19 protein-coding genes and 1 riboswitch are annotated in these 22274 nt (G+C 73.1%); of the genes, 7 read left to right on the top strand and 12 right to left on the bottom strand.

Going from position 1 to position 22274, the window contains the following annotated elements; genetic code table 11:
• Positions 1-101 precede the first annotated feature (101 nt).
• Positions 102-776 (top strand): hypothetical protein, encoded by a 675-nt coding sequence (locus ACSYGO_RS28360; RefSeq protein ID WP_426677501.1) that lies wholly within the window; start codon positions 102-104, stop codon positions 774-776.
• Between the two features lie 15 nt (positions 777-791).
• Here the strand turns inward: ACSYGO_RS28360 and ACSYGO_RS28355 are convergent, their stop codons facing one another.
• On the bottom strand, positions 792-2237 hold the full coding sequence (locus tag ACSYGO_RS28355) for a glycine hydroxymethyltransferase (protein WP_460388125.1): 1446 nt from the start codon (positions 2235-2237) through the stop codon (positions 792-794).
• A 31-nt stretch (positions 2238-2268) separates the two neighbouring features.
• Positions 2269-2356, bottom strand: a riboswitch (ZMP/ZTP riboswitch).
• 247 nt (positions 2357-2603) lie between these two features.
• Between ACSYGO_RS28355 and rocD the strand changes: the two genes are divergently transcribed.
• On the top strand, positions 2604-3818 hold the full coding sequence (rocD, locus tag ACSYGO_RS28350) for an ornithine--oxo-acid transaminase (RefSeq protein WP_460388124.1): 1215 nt from the start codon (positions 2604-2606) through the stop codon (positions 3816-3818).
• Between the two features lie 213 nt (positions 3819-4031).
• On the opposite strand, the gene ACSYGO_RS28345 is transcribed toward rocD, so the two are convergent.
• Positions 4032-5219, bottom strand: coding sequence for a glutathionylspermidine synthase family protein (locus tag ACSYGO_RS28345; RefSeq protein ID WP_460388122.1), 1188 nt, complete (start codon positions 5217-5219; stop codon positions 4032-4034).
• A gap of 14 nt (positions 5220-5233) precedes the next feature.
• Positions 5234-5578, bottom strand: a complete 345-nt coding sequence (locus ACSYGO_RS28340; protein ID WP_028802906.1) for a hypothetical protein — start codon at positions 5576-5578, stop codon at positions 5234-5236.
• 152 nt (positions 5579-5730) lie between these two features.
• Between ACSYGO_RS28340 and ACSYGO_RS28335 the strand changes: the two genes are divergently transcribed.
• Positions 5731-6558, top strand: a complete 828-nt coding sequence (locus ACSYGO_RS28335) for a DMT family protein (RefSeq protein ID WP_460389770.1) — start codon at positions 5731-5733, stop codon at positions 6556-6558.
• 673 nt (positions 6559-7231) lie between these two features.
• Here the strand turns inward: ACSYGO_RS28335 and pdxR are convergent.
• Positions 7232-8632 (bottom strand): MocR-like pyridoxine biosynthesis transcription factor PdxR, encoded by a 1401-nt coding sequence (gene pdxR, locus ACSYGO_RS28330; protein ID WP_426677380.1) that lies wholly within the window; start codon positions 8630-8632, stop codon positions 7232-7234.
• 48 nt (positions 8633-8680) lie between these two features.
• Between pdxR and ACSYGO_RS28325 the strand changes: the two genes are divergently transcribed.
• Genes ACSYGO_RS28325 through ACSYGO_RS28315 form a run of 3 tightly spaced genes read left to right on the top strand, consistent with a single transcriptional unit; the run spans position 8681 to position 10394 of the window.
• On the top strand, positions 8681-9199 hold the full coding sequence (locus ACSYGO_RS28325) for a carboxymuconolactone decarboxylase family protein (protein WP_432175782.1): 519 nt from the start codon (positions 8681-8683) through the stop codon (positions 9197-9199).
• A 56-nt stretch (positions 9200-9255) separates the two neighbouring features.
• Positions 9256-9657, top strand: a complete 402-nt coding sequence (locus ACSYGO_RS28320) for a carboxymuconolactone decarboxylase family protein (protein WP_460389769.1) — start codon at positions 9256-9258, stop codon at positions 9655-9657.
• The gene (locus ACSYGO_RS28315; RefSeq protein ID WP_460388119.1) at positions 9651-10394 is read left to right on the top strand and encodes an isocitrate lyase/PEP mutase family protein; all 744 of its coding nucleotides are present in this window, start codon (positions 9651-9653) and stop codon (positions 10392-10394) included. Before ACSYGO_RS28320 ends, ACSYGO_RS28315 begins: the two co-directional genes overlap by 7 nt.
• Positions 10395-10452: 58 nt before the next feature.
• Here the strand turns inward: ACSYGO_RS28315 and ACSYGO_RS28310 are convergent, their stop codons facing one another.
• The 5 genes from ACSYGO_RS28310 to ACSYGO_RS28290 all read right to left on the bottom strand — a co-directional run bounded on the left by ACSYGO_RS28310 (position 10453) and on the right by ACSYGO_RS28290 (position 17743).
• On the bottom strand, positions 10453-11409 hold the full coding sequence (locus ACSYGO_RS28310) for an ABC transporter substrate-binding protein (protein WP_426677383.1): 957 nt from the start codon (positions 11407-11409) through the stop codon (positions 10453-10455).
• A 1-nt stretch (position 11410) separates the two neighbouring features.
• On the bottom strand, positions 11411-13354 hold the full coding sequence (locus tag ACSYGO_RS28305; protein WP_432175780.1) for an ABC transporter permease: 1944 nt from the start codon (positions 13352-13354) through the stop codon (positions 11411-11413).
• Positions 13354-14631, bottom strand: coding sequence for a quaternary amine ABC transporter ATP-binding protein (locus tag ACSYGO_RS28300; protein WP_426677385.1), 1278 nt, complete (start codon positions 14629-14631; stop codon positions 13354-13356). The genes ACSYGO_RS28305 and ACSYGO_RS28300 overlap by 1 nt, the downstream gene beginning before the upstream one ends.
• Positions 14631-16154, bottom strand: coding sequence for a GMC family oxidoreductase (locus ACSYGO_RS28295; RefSeq protein WP_432175778.1), 1524 nt, complete (start codon positions 16152-16154; stop codon positions 14631-14633). Before ACSYGO_RS28295 ends, ACSYGO_RS28300 begins: the two co-directional genes overlap by 1 nt.
• A 77-nt stretch (positions 16155-16231) precedes the next feature.
• Positions 16232-17743, bottom strand: a complete 1512-nt coding sequence (locus tag ACSYGO_RS28290; RefSeq protein ID WP_432188473.1) for an aldehyde dehydrogenase family protein — start codon at positions 17741-17743, stop codon at positions 16232-16234.
• A 337-nt stretch (positions 17744-18080) separates the two neighbouring features.
• Here ACSYGO_RS28290 and ACSYGO_RS28285 point away from each other — a divergent pair, with 337 nt between their 5' ends.
• The gene (locus tag ACSYGO_RS28285) at positions 18081-19007 is read left to right on the top strand and encodes a bifunctional helix-turn-helix transcriptional regulator/GNAT family N-acetyltransferase (protein ID WP_460388117.1); all 927 of its coding nucleotides are present in this window, start codon (positions 18081-18083) and stop codon (positions 19005-19007) included.
• A gap of 185 nt (positions 19008-19192) precedes the next feature.
• Here the strand turns inward: ACSYGO_RS28285 and ACSYGO_RS28280 are convergent, their stop codons facing one another.
• From ACSYGO_RS28280 to ACSYGO_RS28270, 3 genes are read right to left on the bottom strand one after another with little or no spacing between them, the layout of a single operon-like run.
• Positions 19193-20188: a hypothetical protein gene (locus ACSYGO_RS28280; protein WP_460388115.1), complete on the bottom strand. Its 996-nt coding sequence runs from the start codon at positions 20186-20188 to the stop codon at positions 19193-19195.
• Between the two features lie 33 nt (positions 20189-20221).
• The gene (locus ACSYGO_RS28275; RefSeq protein WP_426677390.1) at positions 20222-20584 is read right to left on the bottom strand and encodes a hypothetical protein; all 363 of its coding nucleotides are present in this window, start codon (positions 20582-20584) and stop codon (positions 20222-20224) included.
• Positions 20584-22260: a hypothetical protein gene (locus tag ACSYGO_RS28270; protein WP_426677391.1), complete on the bottom strand. Its 1677-nt coding sequence runs from the start codon at positions 22258-22260 to the stop codon at positions 20584-20586. The genes ACSYGO_RS28275 and ACSYGO_RS28270 overlap by 1 nt, the downstream gene beginning before the upstream one ends.
• Positions 22261-22274: the final 14 nt, after the last annotated feature.

The following is a 22274-nucleotide window of genomic DNA, read 5'->3' as shown; positions in this document are numbered from 1 at the left end:
GGACTCGCGGGACACGAGCGAGGGCCGGCGCAAGGCGCCGGACCGGCGGGACGCGAGTGGGGACCGGTGGGAGGAGGGTGTGGCTTCTGGTGCTGGTCGTCATGGCGTCGGCCGCGCTCGGCGCTCCGGGCGCTCGGGCCTCCGCACCGGATGCGGCACACGACTCGGCGCGCAGCTCGGTGCGGGCGAAGGCCGACACCCCCGACCTGGCGCTGGTCGTCGCCGGTGACACGGGACGGGCGACCTCGCTGCACTCCGGGGAGCGGGACTTCGTACGGCTGTGGCGGCTGCTCTCCCCGCGGTACACGGGGACGGAGCGGGTTCCCGAGGCATGGGTGGAGGGCCGTTTCCCCGAAGTGCGGGCCACCGTGATCTGGGGGCTCACAGGGGTCGGGGGCTGGCCGCAGACCAGCAGGGCACCGGGTGGTGATGTCGCCATCGAGCGTCAGGACCAGGTGTTCGTCGCCGCGGACGGCACTCCATGGGTGCGGACGGATCCTTCCCCCGACGTCCGGGACGACGACATCCGCTGGCACCGGGCACCGCGCGCGGTGTTCGACCAACTGGACGAGGAGGGAGACCTGTTCGGCTCGGGCAGTGCCGCGGGTCGCGTGGCGGAGCCGGACGCGGCGGACAGCGTGAGGTGGGCGGTGCCCGGGCTGGCGGCGGGGCTGGTCCTCGGTGCGGGGAGCTCCGTCCTGATACGCCGCGCGGCGGCCCGGCGTGAGGCTGCCGGACCGCCGCGGGAACCACGACAGGAGCTGATCGATCTGTAGCCCGCGCGAGGCGCGTCAGCCGAGGTCGATCTCCGGGTAGAGCGGGAAACCGGCGAGCAGGTCGGTGGCGCGGTGGGCGATCTCGTCGGAGATCTTCGCGTCCAGGACGTGCTGGGCCTTGGACGGGCTGCCCTTGGCCGTGGTGCCGGGCTCGGCGGAGGTCAGGACGCGGTCGATCAGGCCCGCGATCTCGTCCATCTCGGCCGTGCCCAGACCACGGGTGGTCAGCGCGGGCGTGCCGATGCGGATGCCGGAGGTGTACCAGGCGCCGTTGGGGTCGGCGGGGATGGCGTTGCGGTTGGTGACGATGCCCGAGTCGAGCAGGGCGGACTCGGCCTGACGGCCGGTGAGGCCGTAGGAGGTGGCGACGTCGATCAGGTTGAGGTGGTTGTCGGTGCCGCCGGTGACCAGCGTGGCGCCGCGGCACATCAGACCCTCGGCGAGGGCACGGGAGTTGTCGACGACGGCCTGTGCGTAGTCGCGGAACTCGGGGCGTCGTGCCTCGGCGAGCGCGACGGCCTTGGCCGCCATGACGTGCGGGAGGGGGCCGCCGAGGACCATCGGGCAGCCGCGGTCGACCTGTTCGGCGAGGCTCTCGTCGCACAGCACCATGCCGCCGCGCGGGCCGCGCAGCGACTTGTGCGTGGTGGTGGTGACGATCTGGGCGTGCGGGACGGGGTCGAAGTCTCCGGTGAGCACCTTGCCGGCGACGAGGCCCGCGAAGTGCGCCATGTCGACCATGAGCGTGGCGCCGACCTCGTCGGCGATCTCGCGCATGATCCGGAAGTTCACCAGACGGGGGTAGGCGGAGTAGCCGGCGACGAGGATGAGCGGCTTGAACTCGCGGGCGGAGGTGCGCAGGGCCTCGTAGTCGATGAGGCCGGTGGCGGGGTCGGTGCCATAGGAGCGCTGGTCGAACATCTTGCCGGAGATGTTCGGGCGGAAGCCGTGGGTGAGGTGGCCGCCGGCGTCGAGGGACATGCCGAGCATGCGCTGGTTGCCGAAGGCGTGGCGCAGTTCGGCCCAGTCGGCCTCGGTGAGGTCGTTGACGTTGCGGACGCCGGCGCGCTCCAGGGCGGGGGCCTCGACGCGGGCGGCGAGGACGGCCCAGAAGGCCACGAGGTTGGCGTCGATGCCGGAGTGCGGCTGGGCGTAGGCGTGCTCGGCGCCGAAGAGCTCGCGGGCGTGCTCGGCGGCGAGGGCCTCGACGGTGTCGACGTTGCGGCAGCCGGCGTAGAAGCGGCGGCCGACGGTCCCCTCGGCGTACTTGTCGCTGAACCAGTTGCCCATGGCGAGGAGCGTGGCCGGGGAGGCGTAGTTCTCCGACGCGATCAGCTTGAGCATGTCGCGCTGGTCGGCGACCTCCTGGCCGATGGCGTCGGCGACGCGGGGCTCCACGGCCCGGATCACGTCCAGGGCACTGCGGAACGCGGTGGACTCGGTGGAAAGGGGCTCTGGCATGACGGCCTCCGGACGTGGTGTTCAGCGTTCACGGGTCGGCCCAGGCGCACGGCACACAGTTCGAGGGGCCGCTCCCCGATGGTCGGTCCCATCCCAGCGCGCCAGTCACGGCCCCGCCGGTCAGCCTACCGGGCGCGCCGGATCTGCGGGTTCCCCGGTCCACCATGCGAGCGACGGTAGGAAGGAGTCCGGGGCCCACCGTCGGCGGGCGCCACTCCCCGCCCGGGAGGACACGCCGTCCCCCGCCCGGGAGCACGTATCCACCCGTCGTCCGGGAAGCGCGAGCCGCCCGGTCCGGGCGGCACGTGCCGCCCCGTGCGCGGGCCCGCGCGTCGCCCGTGCCGCTCGTCAAGAAACGGAGATCGCGTGACCGCTACGGAGACGACGAAGGCGTTCATCGCCTCGGCCGACGCGCACAGCGCGCACAACTACCACCCGCTGCCGGTCGTCGTGGCGACGGCGGACGGGGCCTGGATGACGGACGTCGAGGGGCGCCGTTACCTCGACATGCTGGCCGGATACTCGGCGCTGAACTTCGGGCACGGCAACCGGCGGCTGATCGAGGCGGCGAAGGCGCAACTGGAGCGGGTGACGCTGACGTCGCGGGCGTTCCACCACGACCGGTTCGCGGACTTCTGCCGGGAGCTGGCGGCGCTGTGCGGCATGGAGATGGTGCTGCCGATGAACACCGGCGCGGAGGCGGTGGAGACCGCGGTGAAGACGGCCCGGAAGTGGGGGTACCGCGTGAAGGGGGTGCCCGCGGAGAGGGCGAAGATCGTCGTCGCGGGGAACAACTTCCACGGCCGTACGACCACGCTCATCAGTTTCTCCACGGACCCGGAGGCCCGGGCGGACTTCGGGCCGTACACGCCGGGCTTCGAGATCGTGCCGTACGGGGACCTGACCGCGATGCGGGCGGCGCTGACGGAGAACACCGTCGCCGTGCTGCTGGAGCCGATCCAGGGCGAGGCGGGCGTGCTGGTGCCGCCCCCGGGCTACCTGCCGGGGGTGCGGGAACTGACCCGGGAGCGGAACGTGCTGTTCGTCGCGGACGAGATCCAGTCGGGTCTCGGCCGTACGGGGAAGACGTTCGCGTGCGAGCACGAGGGGGTGGTGCCGGACGTGTACGTGCTGGGCAAGGCGCTCGGGGGCGGGGTCGTCCCCGTGTCGGCGGTGGTGGCGGGCGCCGACGTGCTGGGGGTGTTCCGGCCCGGGGAACACGGTTCGACGTTCGGGGGCAATCCGCTGGCCTGCGCGGTGGCGTTGGAGGTGATCGCGATGCTGCGGTCGGGCGAGTACCAGCGGCGGGCGGCCGAGCTGGGTGCGCATCTGCACCAGGAGCTGGGCCGGTTGAAGGACTCCGGTCATGTCACGCAGGTCCGCGGGCGCGGGCTGTGGGCGGGCGTCGACATCGCCCCGGCGTACGGCACGGGCCGGGAGATCTCCGAGAAGCTGGTGGACCGGGGCGTCCTGGTGAAGGACACCCACGGCGTCACGATCCGGATCGCCCCGCCGCTGGTCATCTCCGAGGAGGACCTCGACTGGGGGCTCGGCCGACTCCGCGAGGTGCTGGGGGTCTAGGGGCGGGTTTGGGAGCCGGTGGGGTCCGGCGCGGTCCCCGGGATGCTCCGGGTCCCGGGTCCCGTGGCAGGGCGGCCCGGGGGTCGCCGAGGCTCGGCGCCGGGTCCGGGGGTACAGGCACGGCGCCGGGTCCGGGGCGCGGGTGCCCGCCGCGGCACGGGATCCAGCGCCGGCCCCCGTGTCGCCGGGGGCCGGGGTTCGCGCGTCGGGCCGTCAGAGGATCACGTGCGGCAGGAAGCGGGCGTACTCGTCCGTGACCAGGCCGGACGACTCGCGGATGCCGAGGCCCGCCGACTCGTCCTCGACGACCCAGGCGCCCAGGACGACGCGGTTGCCGTCGAAGGACGGGAGGGGGGCCAGTTCCTGGTAGGCGCAGGGCTCGTCGGTGCGTACGGCCGGGGCGGCGCCCGGTTCGTGCACGGTGACCCCGGCGCCCTCGCGGCCGAGGAGCGGCTTGGCCACGTAGCCGCGGTCGGCGGCCAGTTCGCGTGGGCCGTCGAGGTAGGCGGGGAGCAGGTTGGGGTGGTCCGGGTAGAGCTCCCAGAGGACGGCGAGGAGGGCCTTGTTGGAGAGGAGCATCTTCCAGGCCGGCTCGATCCACAGCGTCGTCCCCGTGCCGCCGCCGTTGTCGAGGGTGTCCAGGACGTGTCCGGCGAAGCGGTCGGCGGTGAGCCACTCCCAGGGGTAGAGCTTGAAGCAGCTGCGGATGAAGCGGAGCGAGGTGTCGACGAAGCGGCCGGAGAGGGGGTCCCAGCCGATCTCCTCCATGGAGATCCAGTCGGTGTCGAGGCCCGCCTGCTCGGCGGTCTCCTTGAGGTAGGCGACCGTCATCAGGTCCTCGCCGAGTTCGTCGGCGGAGGAGTGCGCGAAGTGCAGCGGGCTGCCCGGCGGCAGGAGGGGCGCCTGCTTCTTCCAGGCGGCGACGAGGCGTTCGTGCAGGGAGTTCCACTGGTCGGCGCCGGGGAAGCGGTCCTCCATCCAGAACCACTGCGGGCTCGCGGCCTCGACGAGGGAGGTCGGCGTGTCGGCGTTGTACTCCAGCAGCTTGGCCGGGCCCGTGCCGTCGTAGCGCAGGTCGAAACGGCCGTAGACGGAGGGGAGTTCGGCGCGCCGCCGCCAGGCCTCGGCGACGGCCCGCACGACGTGCGGGTCGGTGATGCCGAGGTCGGCGAAGCGGTCCGTGCGGACGATGTGCTCGGCCGCGGCCAGGCACATGCGGTGCAGTTCGTCCACGACCTCCTCCAGCGCCTCGACCTCGGGGAGCGAGAAGACGTAGTACGCGCTCTCGTCCCAGTAGGGGCGCAGGGAGTCGTCGGGGTGACGGGTGAGCGGGTAGATGAGGCCCTGTTCCTCGACGGTCCGCTGCCAGTCGGGGCGGGGTGCGATGGTGCGGCGTTCCACGGGACGTCTCCTGCTCAGCCGCCGGAGCTGCCCTTGCCGCTGCCGAAGCCGCCGCGGTCGACGCCGCTGTGGCTGCCGCCCGAACCGCCGGAGCCCTTGCCGGGCTTGACGAAGGAGCCGCCGTCGACCCAGCCGCTCTTCTTCTTGCCGCCGTAGTACCAACTGCCGTTGACGGACACCTTGGTGGACTTGCAGTTCTTGTCGGCGACGACCCGGTAGCCCTTGGCGAGGTTGTAGCTGTCGCGGTCGACGCAGCGCTTGTCCGGCTCCGAGGAGCAGGCCGTGAGTGCGGCGGCGAGGAGTCCCATGCCGCCGAGCACGACGGTGCCCGAGCGCAGTTGACGACGTGTGTCCGCCATGTCCGTTCCCCCGTTGTTTCTTTCGGTTCGACTTTGCTTCGTTTGCGATTCTTCTTGGCCGTTCGGCGATCAGAGTAGAGAGCACCGCAGGACGAGCGCGCGACGGCCCCCTGCGATGCAGGCTCCCCTACAGTCGGTTCGTGCTGTTTGGAATGGTGTGCGCGCTTGGTGCGTCGGTCTGCTTCGGAACCGCGACCGTGCTCCAGGCGATGGCGGCGCGCGCGGCGGCCGGCACCGGGCCGGGCGGGGACGCGGCGCTGTTGCTGCGCGCGCTGCGGCAATGGCGCTATCTGGCCGGGCTCGCGCTCGACGGGGTCGGGTTCCTGCTCCAGATCGCCGCGCTGCGGTCGATTCCGATCTACGCGGTGGGGGCGGCGCTCGCCGCGAGCCTCGCCGTGACGGCCGTCGTGGCCTCACGGCTGCTGCGGGTGCGGCTGAGCCGGGTCGAGTGGGGCGCGGTGGGTCTGGTGTGCGCGGGGCTCGCGATGCTGGGGCTGGCGTCCGGCACCGAGGGCGACCGCCCGGGGTCGGCGCCCCTGAAGTACGCCATGCTGGGCACGGCCGTCGGGGTACTGCTGCTGGGCCTCGTGAGCGGGCGGCTGCCCGAGCGGGGGCGCCCGCTCGTCCTCGGTCTCGGCGCCGGCTTCGGCTTCGGTGTGGTCGAGGTGTCGGTGCGGCTCATCGACGACCTCGACCCCGGTGCGCTGCTGGCCAATCCGGCGACGTATGCACTGCTCATCGGCGGCGGCGCGGCGTTCCTGCTGCTCACCTCGGCCCTTCAGCGCGGCTCCGTGACGACCGCGACCGCCGGGCTGGTGATCGGGGAGACGATCGGGCCCGCCCTGGTGGGCGTGGTGTGGCTGGGCGACCGCACGCGGGAGGGGCTCGCCTGGCTGGCGGTCCTCGGCTTCGCGGTCGCGGTGGCGGGCGCGCTGGCGCTGGCCCGCTTCGGCGAGGCCCCGGTGCAGGAATCGCCGTAGCCGCTCCGGCCCGATCGGCGGGCGGCGGGCGGCGGGCGGCGGGCGGCGGGCGGCGGGCGGCGGGCGGCGGGCGGCGGGGTCCGCTTCGTCGCGGCTCCGGTGCGCGCACACGGCAGCCGCTCCCGGCCCGCGCGGCGGGCAGCGTCCACGCCCGCACGGCGGGTGGCATGGTCCATGTCCGCCCGGCCCATCCACGTGATCCACATCCGCACGGCGGGTGGCACGGTCCACGTCCGCCCGGCAGGTGGCGTGATCCATGTCCGCCCGGCCCATCTACAGGAGCCGCTCCCGGCTCGCCCTCGGCGAGGCCTCGCTGCAGAGAACACGACGGCCCCTCGGGCTCCGCGGCAACCGAAAGCCGGGGCCGCGAGCCAGGCCGGGAACCCGGGCGCCGCCGGCCGAGGCCGGGAGCCCGGGCCACGAGCCGGTGAACGGGAGCCGGGTCCGGGAGCCCGGACAGCGAGCCGGGAAACGAGAGCCCGAGCCCGGACCACGACCCGGGAAACGAAAGCCGAGTCCCCGAGCCCGGACCACGACCCGGAGAACGCAGGCCAGGGCCGAGGACCGGGGCCGAGAGCCGGGCGCCGGTGAGCCGGGGCCGAGAGCCAGGCGCCGGTGAGCCGGGGCCGAGAGCCAGGCGCCGGTGAGCCGGGGCCGAGAGCCGGGCGCCGGCTCAGGGCAGCGCCCGGCACAGCGCGTCGAGCGCCCCCGACCACGCGTGGTCCGGCGGTGTCCCGTACCCCACCACCAGCGCGTCCTGCGGTTCCGTGACCGCGTCGGGGTGGCGGTAGCGCGTCAGGCCGTGGACGGCCAGCCCCTGCCAGGCCGCCGCCCGGACCACCGACTGTTCGGTGCCCGCGGGGAGCCTGAGGACGGCGTGCAGGCCGGCCGCGATTCCGGTGGCGTGGACCGACGGGGCGCGATCGGCGAGGGCGGCGACCAGCGCGTCGCGGCGCCGCCGGTAGCGCAACCGGGCCGCCCGGACGTGCCGGTCGTAGGCGCCGGAGGTGAGGAACTCCGCGAGGGTGAGCTGGTCCAGCGCCCCGGTCGACCAGCCCCCGCCGCCCTTGAGCGCGGTGACCTCGGGGGCGAGCGACGGCGGCAGGACCAGCCAGCCCAGCCGCAGCGCGGGGGCCAGGGACTTGCTCGCGGTGCCGAGGTGGACGACGTGCTGCGGGTCCAGTCCCTGGAGCGCGCCGACGGGCTGGCGGTCGTAGCGGAACTCGCCGTCGTAGTCGTCCTCCAGGATCAGGCCGCCGGTGCGGCGGGCCCAGTCCACGACGGCGGCCCGGCGGTCCGGATGGAGCGGCACCCCCATGGGGAACTGGTGCGCGGGCGTGAGCAGGACGGCTCCGACCCCGGCCAGGTCGTCGGTGCGGGCGCCGAGTCCGTCGAGGGGCAGGGGGACGGTCCGCAGGCCCGAACGGTGCAGGAGGTTCCAGTGCAGGTCGAGCCCGTAGGCCTCGACGGCCACGGAGCGCACGCCGCGCTGCCGCAGCACCGCGCCGAGCAGCGTCAGGCCGTCGGCGAAGCCGGAGCAGATCACGATGCGCTCCGGATCGGCCCGCACGCCGCGGGCGCGGGACAGGTAGCCGGACAGGGCGGTGCGCAGTTCGGGGCGGCCGCGCGGATCGCCGTAGCCGAGGGCCTCGTGCGACGCGGCGGTCAGCGCCCGGCGGGCCGCCCTGAGCCACGCGGTGCGCGGGAAGGAGGCGAGGTCCGGGCTGCCGGGGACGAGGTCGTAGGCGGGGCGTCCCTGCTCACGGCGGCGCGGCGCCGTCTCCGGTGCGGGCGGGACGACCGTCCGCTCGGCCACCCTGGTGCCCGAGCCCTGGCGTGCGGTGAGCCAGCCCTCGGCGACGAGGTCGGCGTACGCGTCGGCGACCGTGTTGCGGGCGATACCCAGGTCGACGGCGAGCGACCGGGAGGAGGGGAGCCGGGTGCCGGGCGCGAGCCGGCCGCTGCGGACGGCCTCGCGCAACGCGTCCGTCAGCCCTTTGCGCACCCCGGACCCGGTCGGCTCGACATGGAGGTCGAATCCCTCGGCCCCCAAACTGGCCCATGACTTTGCCATGGAAATGGACCATACTCCTGGGCTACTCCGTCCGTAGTGTCGGGACACATGACGACGCATGACGACACCACGACCACCGGCCGCACCACCGAATACGTTCCCGAGCACACGCCCCGCCTGGACTGGGCCAAGCTCGCCCCCGACGTGTACAAGGCGATGATCAAGCTCGACGCGGCGGCCCGTAAGGGGCTGGACCCCGTGATCCTGGAGCTGGTGAAGATCCGCGCCTCGCAGCTCAACCACTGCGCCTTCTGCCTGGACATGCACACCAAGGACGCGATCGCCGCGGGCGAGAGCGTCGAGCGGATCATCCAGCTCGGCGCGTGGGAGGAGTCGAGGCACTTCTACACGCAGAAGGAGGTCGCGGCGCTCGAACTGACCGATGCGGTCACGGTCCTGACGGACGGTTTCGTGCCCGACGAGGTGTACGAGCAGGCCGCGAAGCACTTCGAGGAGGCCGAACTGGCCCAGCTGATCGCCGCGATCACGGTGATCAACGCCTGGAACCGGTTCGGCGTGACCTGCCGGCTGGTGGCCGGGCACTACCGGGCCGGACAGTACAAGTGACGGGCTCGGACGGGAACACCCGTACGAGCCACCTGGACGCCGAGGTGCGGACCGCGATGCAGGCGTTCAGCGCCGCCGCGAAGAAGGGTCTCGGGGACCCGGCGCTCGCGGAGATGGTCATGATCCGCGCCTCGCAGATCAACCACTGCGCGTTCTGTCTCGACATGCATGCGAAGCTCGCCCGCAAGCACGGGGTCGACGACGACCGCATCCAGCTCCTCAACGCCTGGGAGGAGGCCGAGGAGGCGTTCAGCGAACGCGAACGGGCGGCGTTCGCCCTGACCGACGCGGTCACCGTCCTGACGGACGGTTTCGTCCCGGACGAGGTCTACGAGCGCGCCGCCGAGCACTTCGACGAGACGGGGCTCGCGCATCTCGTCGGGCTGATCACCGTCATCAACAGCTGGAACCGGCTGATGGTGACCCGGCGCATCGCACCGGGCGCCATCGCATGGTGAGTCACGGCACGGACAAAACCGAGACGTTCCGGGCACTGCACCGGGGCCGGCCGCCGGGTGACCCGCTGGTGCTGCCGGGCCCCTGGGACGCGGCCAGCGCGCGGGTGTTCGTGGACGCCGGGTTCCCGGCGCTCGCCACGCCCAGCGCCGGGGTCGCCGCCTCCCTCGGGTACGAGGACGGGGCGACGCCCGCCGAGGAGATGTTCGCGGCGGTCGCGCGCATCGTCCGCGCGGTCGACGTGCCCGTGTCCGCGGACGTGGAGGACGGCTACGGGCTCCCGCCCGAGGAGCTGGTGGAGCGGCTCCTCGGGACGGGTGCGGTCGGCTGCAACCTGGAGGACTCGGCGGGAGGCGTCCTCAAGGACCCCGCCCGGCACGCCGACTGGCTGGCCGAGGTGCGGGCCGCCGCCGGCGACCGGCTCTTCGTCAACGCCCGGGTCGACACGTTCGTGTGCGGGGACCCCGACCCGGAGCGGGCGATCGAGCGGGCCGCGTTGTACGTCGCCGCCGGCGCCGACTGCGTGTACCCCATCGGCGCTCCCGTCGGCGTACTCCCCCGGCTGCGCGCCGGGATCGACGGGCCCGTCAACGTGTTCGCCAGGACCGGCGACGCCCCGCTCGACGAGCAGCTCGCGGAGCTCGGCGAACGGGGCGCCACCCGCGTCACGTTCGGGCCGGGGTTGCAGCGCCGGGCCGCTCAGGCCCTGGGGGACATCGCCGCGGAACTCCGGCGGTAGGCAGGACGCCCCGCCGCCGGCGGTACTCCGGCGGCGGGGCCCGCGATGGCAGGCAGGGTCAGGTCAGCCACGCCCGCCACGTCGACTCATGGCCGCCCACCCACTTCTTCGCCGCCTCCTCGGGCGTCAGCTTGTCGTTGGCGATCATCAGGGAGACCTCGTTCTGGTCCTCGGTCGTCCACTTGAACTTCTTCAGGAAGTCCGCCGCCTTGCCGCCGCTCTTGGCGAAGTCCGTGTTGAGGTACTTCTGGAGCGGGGTGTGCGGATAGGCGCAGGCGACCTTGGCGGCGTCGGCGTCGCAGCCCTCCTTGTAGGCGGGGAGCTTCACCTCCGTCATCGGGACCTTCTCGAAGAGCCACTGCGGGGAGTACCAGTAGGTGAGGAAGGGCTTCTTCTCCTTGGCGAACTGCTTGATCTGGGTGATCTGCGCCGCCTCGGAACCCGCGAACACCACCTGGTAGTTCAGCTTCAGGTTGCTCACCAGCGCCTTGTCGTTGGTGACGTAGGACGGGGAGCCGTCCAGGAGCTGGCCCTTGCCGCCGCTCTCGGCCGTACGCATCTGGTCGGCGTACTTGTCGAGGTTCTTCCAGTCGGTCACGTCCGGGTGCTGCTCGGCGAAGTACGTCGGGACGTACCAGCCGATGTGCCCGGTCACCCCGAGCTGCCCGCCCTTCGTGATGGTCTTCTTGTCGTCGACGTACCGCTTCTCCTGGTCGGGGTGGCCCCAGTCCTCCAGGATCGCGTCGACGCGGCCCTGGCTGAGCGCGTCCCAGGCGGGGACCTCGTCGACCTGGACGGTGTCGACGCGGTAGCCCATCTCGTGCTCCAGCAGGTACTGGGCGACGGCCACGTTGGCCTGCGCGCCCACCCAGGACTGCACGGACAGGGTGACCGTCTTCGCGCCCTGGGCGTTCGCGAACGGCGAGGCCTGCTTGGTCATGTCGGCGGCGCCGCAGCCGGTCAGCAGCAGGAGCGCCGATCCGCCCGCCACCACGGCGGTGGTACGAAGTCGCATGTCACGCTCCCTTCTTCGCGCGGCGTTCGGTGGGCTGGGTCACCCGGTCGAGCATCAGGCCGAGGCAGACGATCGCGGCGCCGGCGACCAGGCCGGTCGCCAGGTCGCCCTGCGCCAGGCCGAAGACGACGTCGTAGCCGAGCGCTCCGCCGCCGACGAGACCGCCGATGATGACCACGGCGAGGACGAGTACGACGCCCTGGTTGACGGCGAGCAGCAGGGCCGGCCGGGCCAGCGGCAGCTGGACCTGGCGCAACTGCTGTCCGCTGGTCGCACCCATCGAGCGGGCCGACTCGAGCGCGGCGGGGTCCACCGCGCGCAGCCCCTGGGTGGTGATGCGGACCACGGCGGGCAGGGCGTAGACGACGGCCGCGGCGACGGCGGGCGCGCGGCCCACGCCGAACAGCGCCACCACCGGGATCAGGTAGACGAACTGCGGCATGGTCTGGAAGACGTCCAGCACGGGCCGCAGCAACCGCTCGACGCGCTCGCTGCGCGCCGCCGCGATACCGGTGGCGAAGCCCAGTACCAGGGTCACCGCGACCGCCGCGAGGACCTGCGACAGCGTGTCCAGGGACGGCTTCCACACGCCCAGCACGCCGATCGCGGCCATCGCGAGGACGGCGGTGAGCGCGGTGCGCCAGGTGCCGATCAGCCAGGCCAGAGCGGCGACGATCAGCAGCACCGACCACCAGGGCAGCCACAGCAGGCCGTCCCGGAGCGGGTCGAGGACCCAGGTCGTGAAGTGGCCCGCCCAGTCGGCGGTGCCCCCGATGACGGGGACGCCGGAGTAGAGGTGGTTCGTCATCCAGTCGACGACCCGGTTCACGGGCTCGGCGATGCCCACCACCCACGATCCGGGCCAGTCGAGACGGCCGGCGAGGCGTCCGACGACCGCGACGGCCACGGCGGCGGCCGCGGCGTACGCCCAGGGCGCGAGGGCGCGTTCCGACTCGCCGAGCCGCTCCCCCGCGGCGGCGGTGACACGGTCCAGGACGACGGCGAGCAGCACGATGGGGATGCCGGCGGCGAGCGCGGCGCCCACGTCGACGGAGGCGAGGGCCTGGTAGACGCGGTCACCGAGGCCGCCCGCACCGATCACGGACGCGATGACGGCCATGGACAGCGCCATCATGATCGTCTGGTTGAGGCCGAGCAGGAGCTCCTTGCGGGCCAGCGGGAGCCGGGCCGTGGTCAGCCGCTGACGGGCGGTGGCGCCCAGCGAGGCGACGGCCTCCATCACACCGGTGTCCGCGTCGCGCAGGCCGAGCGCGGTGAGGCGGGCCATGGGCGGGGCGGCGTAGACGACGGTGGCGAGCACGGCCGCGGGGACACCGATGCCGAAGACCAGCACGACGGGGAGCAGGTAGGCGAAGGCGGGCAGGACCTGCATGGTGTCCAGGACGGGCCGCAGCGCGCGGTACGTGCGGTCGGACAGGCCCGCGGCCAGGCCGAGCAGGGCGCCCAGGACGACGGACGCGAGGACGGCGACCACCATGAGCGCCAGTGTCTGCATGGTGGGCACCCACATACCGAGCACGCCGCAGGCGAGGAACGCCGCGGCCGTGCCGAGCGCCAGCCGTACACCGGCGGTCCGCCAGGCGACGAGTGCCGCCACGGCCGTCACGCCGGCCCAGCCGGCGGCGAGCAGCACGAGGTAGACGGCGCGCACGGCCAGGACGACGCCGTTGCTGACGTACCCGAAGAAGTACAGGAACAGCGGGTGGCTGTCCCGGTTGTCGATGATCCAGTCGCTGGTCCGGCCGAGCGGCCCGCCGAGGTCGACGGTGAGGGCGTGCGGCCAGGTGCCGCTGGCCCAGCGGGAGTCGAGGACGGGTACGACGACGGCCGCGGCGACGGCGAGCAGTAGGAGCTTGCCCACGGCCCGGTGTCTGAGCAGTCCGCCGATCCGGGAGGGGGCGAGCGGCGCGGTGACGGTGGCCATCAGACCACCTCCTTGTCCTGCTCCGTTCCGGCGGCGGCGCCGAGGTCGGACCCGCTCCCGGTGGACGCGTCGAGGTCGGACCCGCTCCCGGCCGCGCTGTCCCGACCGGAGCCGGACTCGGCGGCGTCGGCGCGACCGGACCCGGTCACGTCAGTACGACCGGACCCGGCCTGTGCCGCGTCACCCGCACCGGACCCGGCCTGTGCCGCGTCACCCGCGCCGGACTGCGTCCCGGCGACGACGCCGAGCAGGCGCTCGTGGTCGACGACGCCGAGGCAGCGGCCGCCGTCCATGACCCGGGCGGGGGCGCCGGTCCGGGCCACCGCCTCGATCGCCTGGGACACGGTCGCGTCGGGCGTCAGGGCCGGACCGCTGCCCGCCTCCTGCGCGGACGCCGCCCGCATCGCGGTACGGACGGTCACGACCTGCTCGCGCGGGACGTCCCGGACGAACTCCCGTACGTAGTCGTCGGCGGGCGAGCCGACGATCTCCTCGGGGGTGCCGAGCTGGACGATCCTGCCGTCGCGCATCAGGGCGATCCGGTCGCCCAGGCGCAGGGCCTCGTTCAGGTCGTGGGTGATGAAGACCATCGTGCGGCCCTCCTCGCGGTGCAGCCGGACGACCTCCTCCTGCATGTCGCGCCGGATCAGCGGGTCGAGCGCGCTGAACGGCTCGTCGAACAGCAGGACCTCCGGGTCCACCGCGAGCGCGCGGGCCAGGCCGACGCGCTGCTGCTGACCGCCGGAGAGCTGGCCCGGCCTGCGCTGCTCCAGGCCCTCCAGGCCGACCTTGGTGACGATCTCCGCGGCCCTGGCGCGGCGCTCCTCCTTGCCGACGCCCTGGATCTCCAGGCCGTAGGCGACGTTGTCGAGGACCGTGCGGTGCGGCAGCAGGCCGAAGTGCTGGAAGACCATCGCGGCGCGGTGGCGGCGGAGTTCGCGCAGCCGGGTCCGGTCCATGGCGAGGACGTCCTCGCCGTCGATGGCGAGGCTGCCGGACGTCGGTTCGATGAGCCGCGTCAGGCACCGGACCAGGGTGGACTTGCCGGAGCCGGACAGGCCCATGACGACGAAGACCTCGCCCTTGCGCACGTCGAAGCCGACGTCGCGGACGGCGGCCGTGCAGCCGGTGCGCGAGCGCAGCTCGGCGGGGGCGAGCGCGGCGAGTTCGGGGTCCGCGGGGACGCGCTCGGCCTTCGGGCCGAACACCTTCCACAGGTTGTGCACGGAGAAGACGGGCTCGACGGCCTTGTTCTCCTGGAGGGTTGCCGTACTCATCACTCACCACCACCGATCAGATCGACGCACTTCTCCCCGACCATGAGCACCCCGATCATCGGGTTCACGGCGGGCATGGTCGGGAAGACGGACGCGTCGGCGATCCGGATCCCGTCGAGGCCGCGGATGCGCAGCTCGGGGTCCACGACGGCGAGTTCGTCGGCCGGGTCACCCATGCGGCAGGTGCCCGCGGGGTGGTAGACGGTGTGCGCGACCTGGCGGGCGTAGGCGCTGAGCTCCTCGTCGTCCGTGATGCCGGGTCCGGGGCACACCTCCCGCTTGAGCCAGCCGGCCAGCGGCTCGGACTTGGCGATCTCGCGGGCGATCTTGATGCCGTCGACGAGGGTGCGCCCGTCGTAGTCGTCCTCGTCCGTGAAGTAGCGGAAGTCCAGGGCGGGCTTGACGGACGGGTCGGCGCTGGTGAGGTACAGCCGGCCGCGGCTGCGCGGCTTGGGGATGTTCGGGGTCATCGAGACGCCGTGCGCCGGGCGTTCGTAGCCCAGCCGCTCCGGGTTGTCCGTGAAGGGGACCTGGTAGAAGTGGAACATCAGGTCGGGTCCCTGGTGCTCCGGGTCGCGGCGGACGAACAGGCCCGCGTCGGAGTCCATCGCGGAGTTCTCGGGGATCGGACCGTCGGTCTCCCACACGATGACCGACTCGGGGTGGTCGAGCAGGTTCTCGCCGACCCCGGGCAGGTCGTGGGCGACGGGTATCCCGAGCCGCTCCAGGTCCTCCTTCGGCCCGATGCCGGAGTGCATCAGCAGCCGCGGCGAGTCCACGGCGCCCGCGCACAGCACGACCTCGTTCCGCGCGCTCACGAGGATCTCCTCGCCGTCCTTGGTGCGCACGTGCACGCCCGTCGCGCGGGTCCCGTCCAGCTCCAGCCGGTACGCCCAGGTCTCCAGCAGGATCGTCAGATTGGGCCGCTGGTCCATGACGGGGTGCAGGTACGCCACGGACGCGCTCGACCGCTTGTTGTTCTCGGGGTGGTAGGCGAGGTCGAAGAAGCCGGCGCCCTCGGTGAACGGCTTCTTGTTGAAGCCCTCGACGCGCGGCACGCCGAGCGCGGCCTGGGCGGCGTCGACGAAGTCGCGGGCGATGGCGTTCCGGTCCTTCTCGTCGACCGGGACGATGTTGTTGAGCAGGCGCGCGTAGTACGCCTCCATCGGCACCGCGCCCCAGCCCTCGGCGCCCGACGCCTCCCACTCGTCCCAGTCGGACGGCAGCGGCTTGAACGCGATCAGCGTGTTGTGGGACGAGCAGCCGCCGAGCACCCGGGCGCGGCTGTGCCGGATGTGCGAGTTGCCGCGCGGCTGCGGGGTCGTCGGGTAGTCGTAGTCGAGTTCCCCGCCGAGCAGGCCCATCCAGCGGCGCAGGGTGAGGACGTCGTCGCGGTCCACGTCACTGGGGCCGCCTTCGATGACGGCGACGGTGACGTCGGGGTTCTCGGTGAGGCGGGAGGCGATCACGGAGCCCGCCGTGCCGCCGCCGATGACGACGTAGTCGTACGTGTTCTCGTGCATGTGGTCGTGCTCCAAGGTGCGGGTGGTGGGGGTTGCGTCGAGGGCCGGATGGCCACCGGTCCGGGCGGGGACCGGTGTCAGCCCGCGAACCAGCGGACCGGCCTGGGCGCCAGGTTCTGGTACACGTGCTTGGTCTCGCGGTACTCGGCGAGACCGGCCGGGCCGAGTTCGCGCCCCACACCGCTCTTTCCGAATCCGCCCCACTCCGCCTGCGGGAGGTAGGGGTGGAAGTCGTTGATCCACACGGTGCCGTGCCGCAGTCGTCCGGCGACGCGCCGGGCGCGGCCCGCGTCGGCGGTCCAGACGGCGCCGGCGAGCCCGTACTCGGTGTCGTTGGCGAGGGCGACGGCCTCGTCCTCGGTGCGGAAGGTCTCCACGGTCAGGACGGGTCCGAACACCTCCTCGCGGACGACCTTCATGTCGCGGTGGCACTGGTCGAGGACGGTCGGCTCGTAGAAGTAGCCGGTGGCGGGCCGCACGTCGGACGGCTCGGGCCGCTTGCCGCCGGAGCGCAGCACCGCCCCCTCGGCGAGCGCGGAGGCGACGTACGCCTCCGTCTTCTCGCGCTGCTGCTCGGAGACGAGCGGACCGCACTCGACGCCGTCCTCGGTGCCGCGGCCGAGCCTGATCCGGGCGGCACGGCGGGCGAGTTCGGCGACGAACCGCTCGCGGACCGATTCCTCGACGATGAGCCGCGAACCGGCCGAGCAGACCTGCCCGCTGTGGATGAAGGCGGCGTTGAGGGCCTGGTCGACCGCGGTGTCGAAGCCCTCCTCGGTGGCGCACGCGTCGGCGAAGACGACGTTCGGGTTCTTGCCGCCCAGCTCCAGGGCGACCTTCTTGACGCCCGCCGCGGCGGCCTGGCCGACCTTGGTCCCGCTGACGAGCCCGCCGGTGAAGGAGACGAGGTCGACGCCGGGGTGCTCGGCGAGGCGCGCGCCGACGCTCTGGCCGGGCCCGGTGACGATGTTGGCGACGCCGGCCGGGAGTCCGGCCTCGGCGAGCAGCCGGATCAGGGCGACGGTCGTCAGCGGGGTGATCTCGCTCGGCTTGACGACGAAGGTGTTCCCGGCGGCGAGCGCGGGGGCGATCTTCCAACTGGCCTGGAGCAGGGGGTAGTTCCAGGGGGTGATCATCGTGCACACGCCGACCGGTTCGTGCACCACGACGCTGTGGACCTCGTCGGTCCCGGCGTCCACGACCCGGCCGCCGCCCTCGCCCACGACGAGATCGGCGAAGTAGCGGAAGGCGTCGGCGACGCAGTCGATGTCGACGCGGCCCTCCTCGACGGTCTTGCCCGCGTCACGGCTCTCGAGCAGCCCGAGCTCCTCGCGGTCGCGCACCAGAAGGTCGGCGACGCGGCGGAGCAGGGCGGCCCGGTCGGCGACGCGGGTGCGGGGCCAGGGGCCCTCGTCGAAGGCGCGGCGGGCCGCCTCGACGGCCGCGTCCGCGTCCCGCTCGTCACCCTCCGCGACCACGGCGAACGGCTTGGCATCGGCGGGATCGAGGATCTCGCGGGTGGCGCGGGAGACGGCGTCGCGCCATTCGCCGCCCACGTGGATGGTCTGTGCTGCCTGCTGTCCGGCCATGATCGGTGTTGCCTTCCGTTCCTGTTCCGTGCCCCCGGGTCACACGCATGTCGCCCTTGGGGACCGGGAGCACCTGCCCGCCGACCTCGGATGCATGCACAACCGGTCACCAAAAGTGCCCCGGGTCACTGAAAAGTCCCAGCAAATCGGACCAGAACGGCTCAAAACTCCTACCGAGAGTGACCGGACCGCGGGGTGCGGCCCCCGAGCGAGCCGACGCCGGGCACCGGGCACCGGGCACCGGGCACCGGGCACCGGGCACCGGGCACCGGGCACCGGGCACCGGATCCAGCACACCCTGGACGCCGAACTTTCCTTTGACTAAAGTCAAAGAAATATGGAGCCCGTGTCAGCGAACCCGTCAGCGCCCCCGCCGGCCCACCAGGTGCGTGCGCTGCGCCGCTTCAATCGCTACTTCACCCGCCGCATCGGCGCGCTCGACGACCACTACCTCGGGCAGGACCGCCCGCTCGGCGAGGCCAGGCTGCTGTTCGAGATCGGCGCCGAGGGCGCCTCGCTGCGCGAGCTGAGGAGCCGACTCGGGCTGGACGCCGGGTACTTGAGCCGCATGGTGCGAGCCCTGGAGACACAGGGGCTCGTCCGGGTGACGGTCCACCCGCACGACAACCGGCTGCGGGTCGCCGAACTCACCACGGCCGGACGGACCGAGGTGACCGAGCAGAACCGGCTGGCCGACGAGCTGGCGGAAGGGCTGCTCGCCGGGCTCGGCGGACGGCAGCGCGACGAGCTGACCGCCGCCCTCGGCACCGCCCAGCGGCTCCTGCGGCTCGCCGCGATCACGGTCGTACGCGTCGACGGCGCCTCGCGCAACGCCCGCGACTGCCTCGCCGCCTACGCCGCCGACATCGACGCCCGCTTCCCCGAGGGCTTCGACCCCGCCGCCCTCGTCCGTCCCCACGAGGTGTCGGGGGACGCGGGCGCCTTCCTCGTCGCCTACGAGGAGGGACGGCCCGTGGCCTGCGGGGCACTGCGCCGGCTCGAACCGGGAGTGGGCGAGATCCGGCACGTGTGGGTGCACCCCGACGCCCGCCGGCTCGGCCTCGCGCGGCGCGTCCTGCACGGCCTCGAGGAGCACGCCGCCGCACTCGGCTGCACCGTCGTCCGGCTCGACACGCACGCGGTGCTCACCGAGGCGCAGGCCATGTACCGGGCGTGCGGGTACACGGAGATCCCGCGGTACGACGACAACGTGTACGCGGCCCACTGGTTCGAGAAGCGGCTGTCGTCCACCGCGGAGCGCTGAGGGCTGTCCCGTCATCCCTGGTGGATCAGCGCGGCGTCGGATGCGGTGCATCGCAAGGCGGTGGGGGTCCCCCCACTGAAGGCAGGGGGCGGACGTGCTCATACCGGGCGCATTCGGGCGCCCCTCCAACGCGGCGAGGTGCCGTGGCTGTCGTCGTGCGCCCGCCAGGGATCACGGGAGCGCCCTCAAGTACCGTTCGCGCAGTCGGCGCCCGTGGGGCAGAAGGAGTTCACGGCCGTCGTCAGGTCACCGGTCATGTCGCCGCCCTCGGGACCGCTCGCGTTGATCGCGTACAGCGTGCCGTCGGCGGCCCGGAAGCGGTGGTCGACGACGTGCGTCGGTCCGTTGTCCTTGCTGTCGTAGCGGTAGGTGACCTCGATCCAGTCGGAGCCCGACTCCCGTCCCAGGAACTGATAGCCGTTCAGCTTCCCCCAGATCGTCTCGGCCTTGTCCATCGACTCGGCCAGGGAGTTCTCCTTGACCTCGAACAGCATCAGCCTGCGGTCACCACCGGGGGACGTGTACGTGACGACCTGCGCCAGCTTGCCCCGCTCCTCCTTGCGCGCCCAGCCGTCCGGCACGTCCACCGTGTAGCCGACCGGGTCCACCGCCCGGCTGTACCCGGGCGCGGGTGCCGCGACGGTGGGCTGCGCCGAGTCGGCGAAGGTGTCGTCGCTGCCGGAGGCCTGCCCGGTCTCCTGCGGGGGCGCCGTCTGCGTGGCCGTGACGGTCACCGCCGGCGACGACACGCCGGCGTCCGTACGGCCTGCCGTGTCGTCCCTGGTCAGCGCCCACACTCCGCCGCCCACCCCGCCCGCGAGGACGGCCACCGCCACGATCACCACGAGCAGCCGGCGCGAGTCCGCTCCGCCGGAGGGCGGGCGGCCTCCGCCGGGAGCCGGACCGGGCACGGGCGGCTGCGGAAACGGGTACGGCGCCTGCTGCGGCAGCTGTGGCGGCTGCTGCGGGAGCTGTGGCGGCGGAGGAGGAGGAACCGCGGGCGGATACCCGTCCGGGCGCAGGGTCCCCGCCTGCGTCGGCGCGGACGCCCACCACTGCGCCTGCGCGTCCGGCGGCGTCCCCGTGGCACCGGATCCGCCCGCTGCGTCGCTCCCGTCGCGCACGCCGGTGCCGTCGTCGTCGATCCACCGCTGACGGTCCGCGTCCCACCGCTGTGTCATCTCGTCACCCCCGTTCTTCCCCGACCGCTGCCGCTAGCCCGCGAGCTGTGCGATCACCTGCACGACGGCGGCCGTCGAGGCCAGCCCCGCGACCGCCGCCGCGGCGGTCTCCAGCCGCATGCGCAGCCGTCCGAGCCGCGCCGGGTCGGCCCGGCCGGTGCGCTCGATCTCCCCCTGCACCACGGCGAGTTCGCCGTCGAGCCCGGCCGTGTCGTCCGTCGCGGTGAGCAGCCGCAGATGGTCCCGCAGGGTGCGCACCGCCTCCAGGAGCTCCGCCGTGCTCCCGTCGGCGGCGCTCGCGCGCGGCGCCTCGTGGTACTCGGCCCTGCCGTGGTCGCCGAAGTTCACCGCGCTGCGGGTGATCCGCCCGACCCGTCCGTCCGTACCGTCGCCCATCACTGGTCCCCCTCCGTGTACGACGCTCCGCCACTGCCCATGGCGACCGCGCTCCTGCTGATCCGGCCCACCACGTTGCCGCCGCTCATCTGCCCGATGAACTGGCCGCCCGCGGCGACGTTGACGATGTTCTGCTCGAAGAGTCCCGTCTCGCAGCCGCTGCGCCGCAGCGCCTCGCGGACCCCGCTCGCGATGCGGTCCTGGACGGTCTTGATGTAGCGGCTGACGTCCATCTCCTGGAAGAGGGACAGCCGATCGGTGCTGCCCATCTCCCGCACGGACACCAACGGCGCGTCGGGCGGGGCCTGTTCGGGCCGGGCCAGCCAGATGCGCAGGCACTGGACGAGCGTGAACAGCCCGGACAGTCCGGCCACCACGCCCGTCGCGGGGGCGGACAGCAGGGTCCTCACCACCTCACGGCGCGTTCCGCCGTCCCGGGCGGCGGCGATGGCGTCCACCCGCCGGTACTCCTCGTCGACCGGCCCGAGGACGTGCGGCACGACCTCCAGGACGAGCATGCCGCCCTGGGTGTGCACGCGGACCAGTACCGACACCACGACCTGCTCGTCCCACGCGCCGATCCGGATGCGCAGGAAGTGGCGGCGGGCCTCACCGCCCTCGTCGACCGCCCCGTCGAGGTGCGCCCGGGCGGACGACGGCTCGTACACGCCCTCGTACCGGCCGACGCCCGACGGCAGATAGACGAATTCCTCCACCTCCAGGTCCTTGAGCCGGTCCCGGCTGGTAAGCGCGGCGGAATCACGCAGCGCCTCCAGCTTCGGCACGACCAGGTCGAGGATCTGCCGGTTCGTCAGCCTCACCGCGGTCCGCTGCCCGTTCGCCGACCCGTCGACGCGCTGGTCCGGCAGGAGTCCGTCCAGGCTGTCCCCCGGTTTCCGGGCGGGGGTGATCTCCATGGCGAACGACCAGGGCTCGTACGGTTTTCCGGCGCCGACGAAGGGCCGGTACGCGTCGTAGAGCGCGACGCCGGCGTGCTGCTCCCAGGTGACGGCACGCGCGATACGCGTCTCGCGCTCGCTCCCCCTGGGCAGCGGGACCGATGTGCGGGCGAAGGCGTCACGGGCGAGTTCGACGCCCATGACCTCGGCCACGCGGGCGCGGTGCAGGCCGATCACGAAGGCCATCAGCAGCGGGAAGAGGAGCGCGAAGGGGTCGTCGGGAAGTCTGGCGAGCGCGTAGGCCCAGTAGCCGAGTTCCAGGAACCGTGCCACGAAGGTGAGTCCCCAGGCGGTCGCCCGCCGCGGCAGGTGGAGGCGGGCGGTCTCGTCCCGGCTCACGGCGTACATCGTCGTGCCCCAGCCGGAGGCGGCCCGCGCGAGCCAGAGGAGCACGCAGACCGACGCGTAGTACAGCACCGCGACGGAGCCCGACAGCATCGCGATGCCCCCGGGATCCGCCACCGACGTCTCCACCGCGAGGAACACGGCCCAGATCACGAGCAGCGCGACCCCCGTCGATGCCTCCCGGCGGCGCGCCCGTAACGCGTGGGCGAGCACGGCGACGACGTCCACCCCGAGGGACGGTGCCGCGGGGCGCTCCTCGTGCCCGACGAGCTCGTCGATCACCCTGGCCCGGAAGGCCGAATCCAGATGGGCCCCGGCGCACAGCAGCCGAGTGGCCTCGCTGTGCGCGTACCGTCGCCCGGATCCCGTCACTGGGATCACCCCCG

This window comes from Streptomyces krungchingensis (assembly GCF_054729265.1).
Note: the sequence above shows the minus strand (reverse complement) of the source record. Positions and strands in the feature narration are given on the sequence as shown.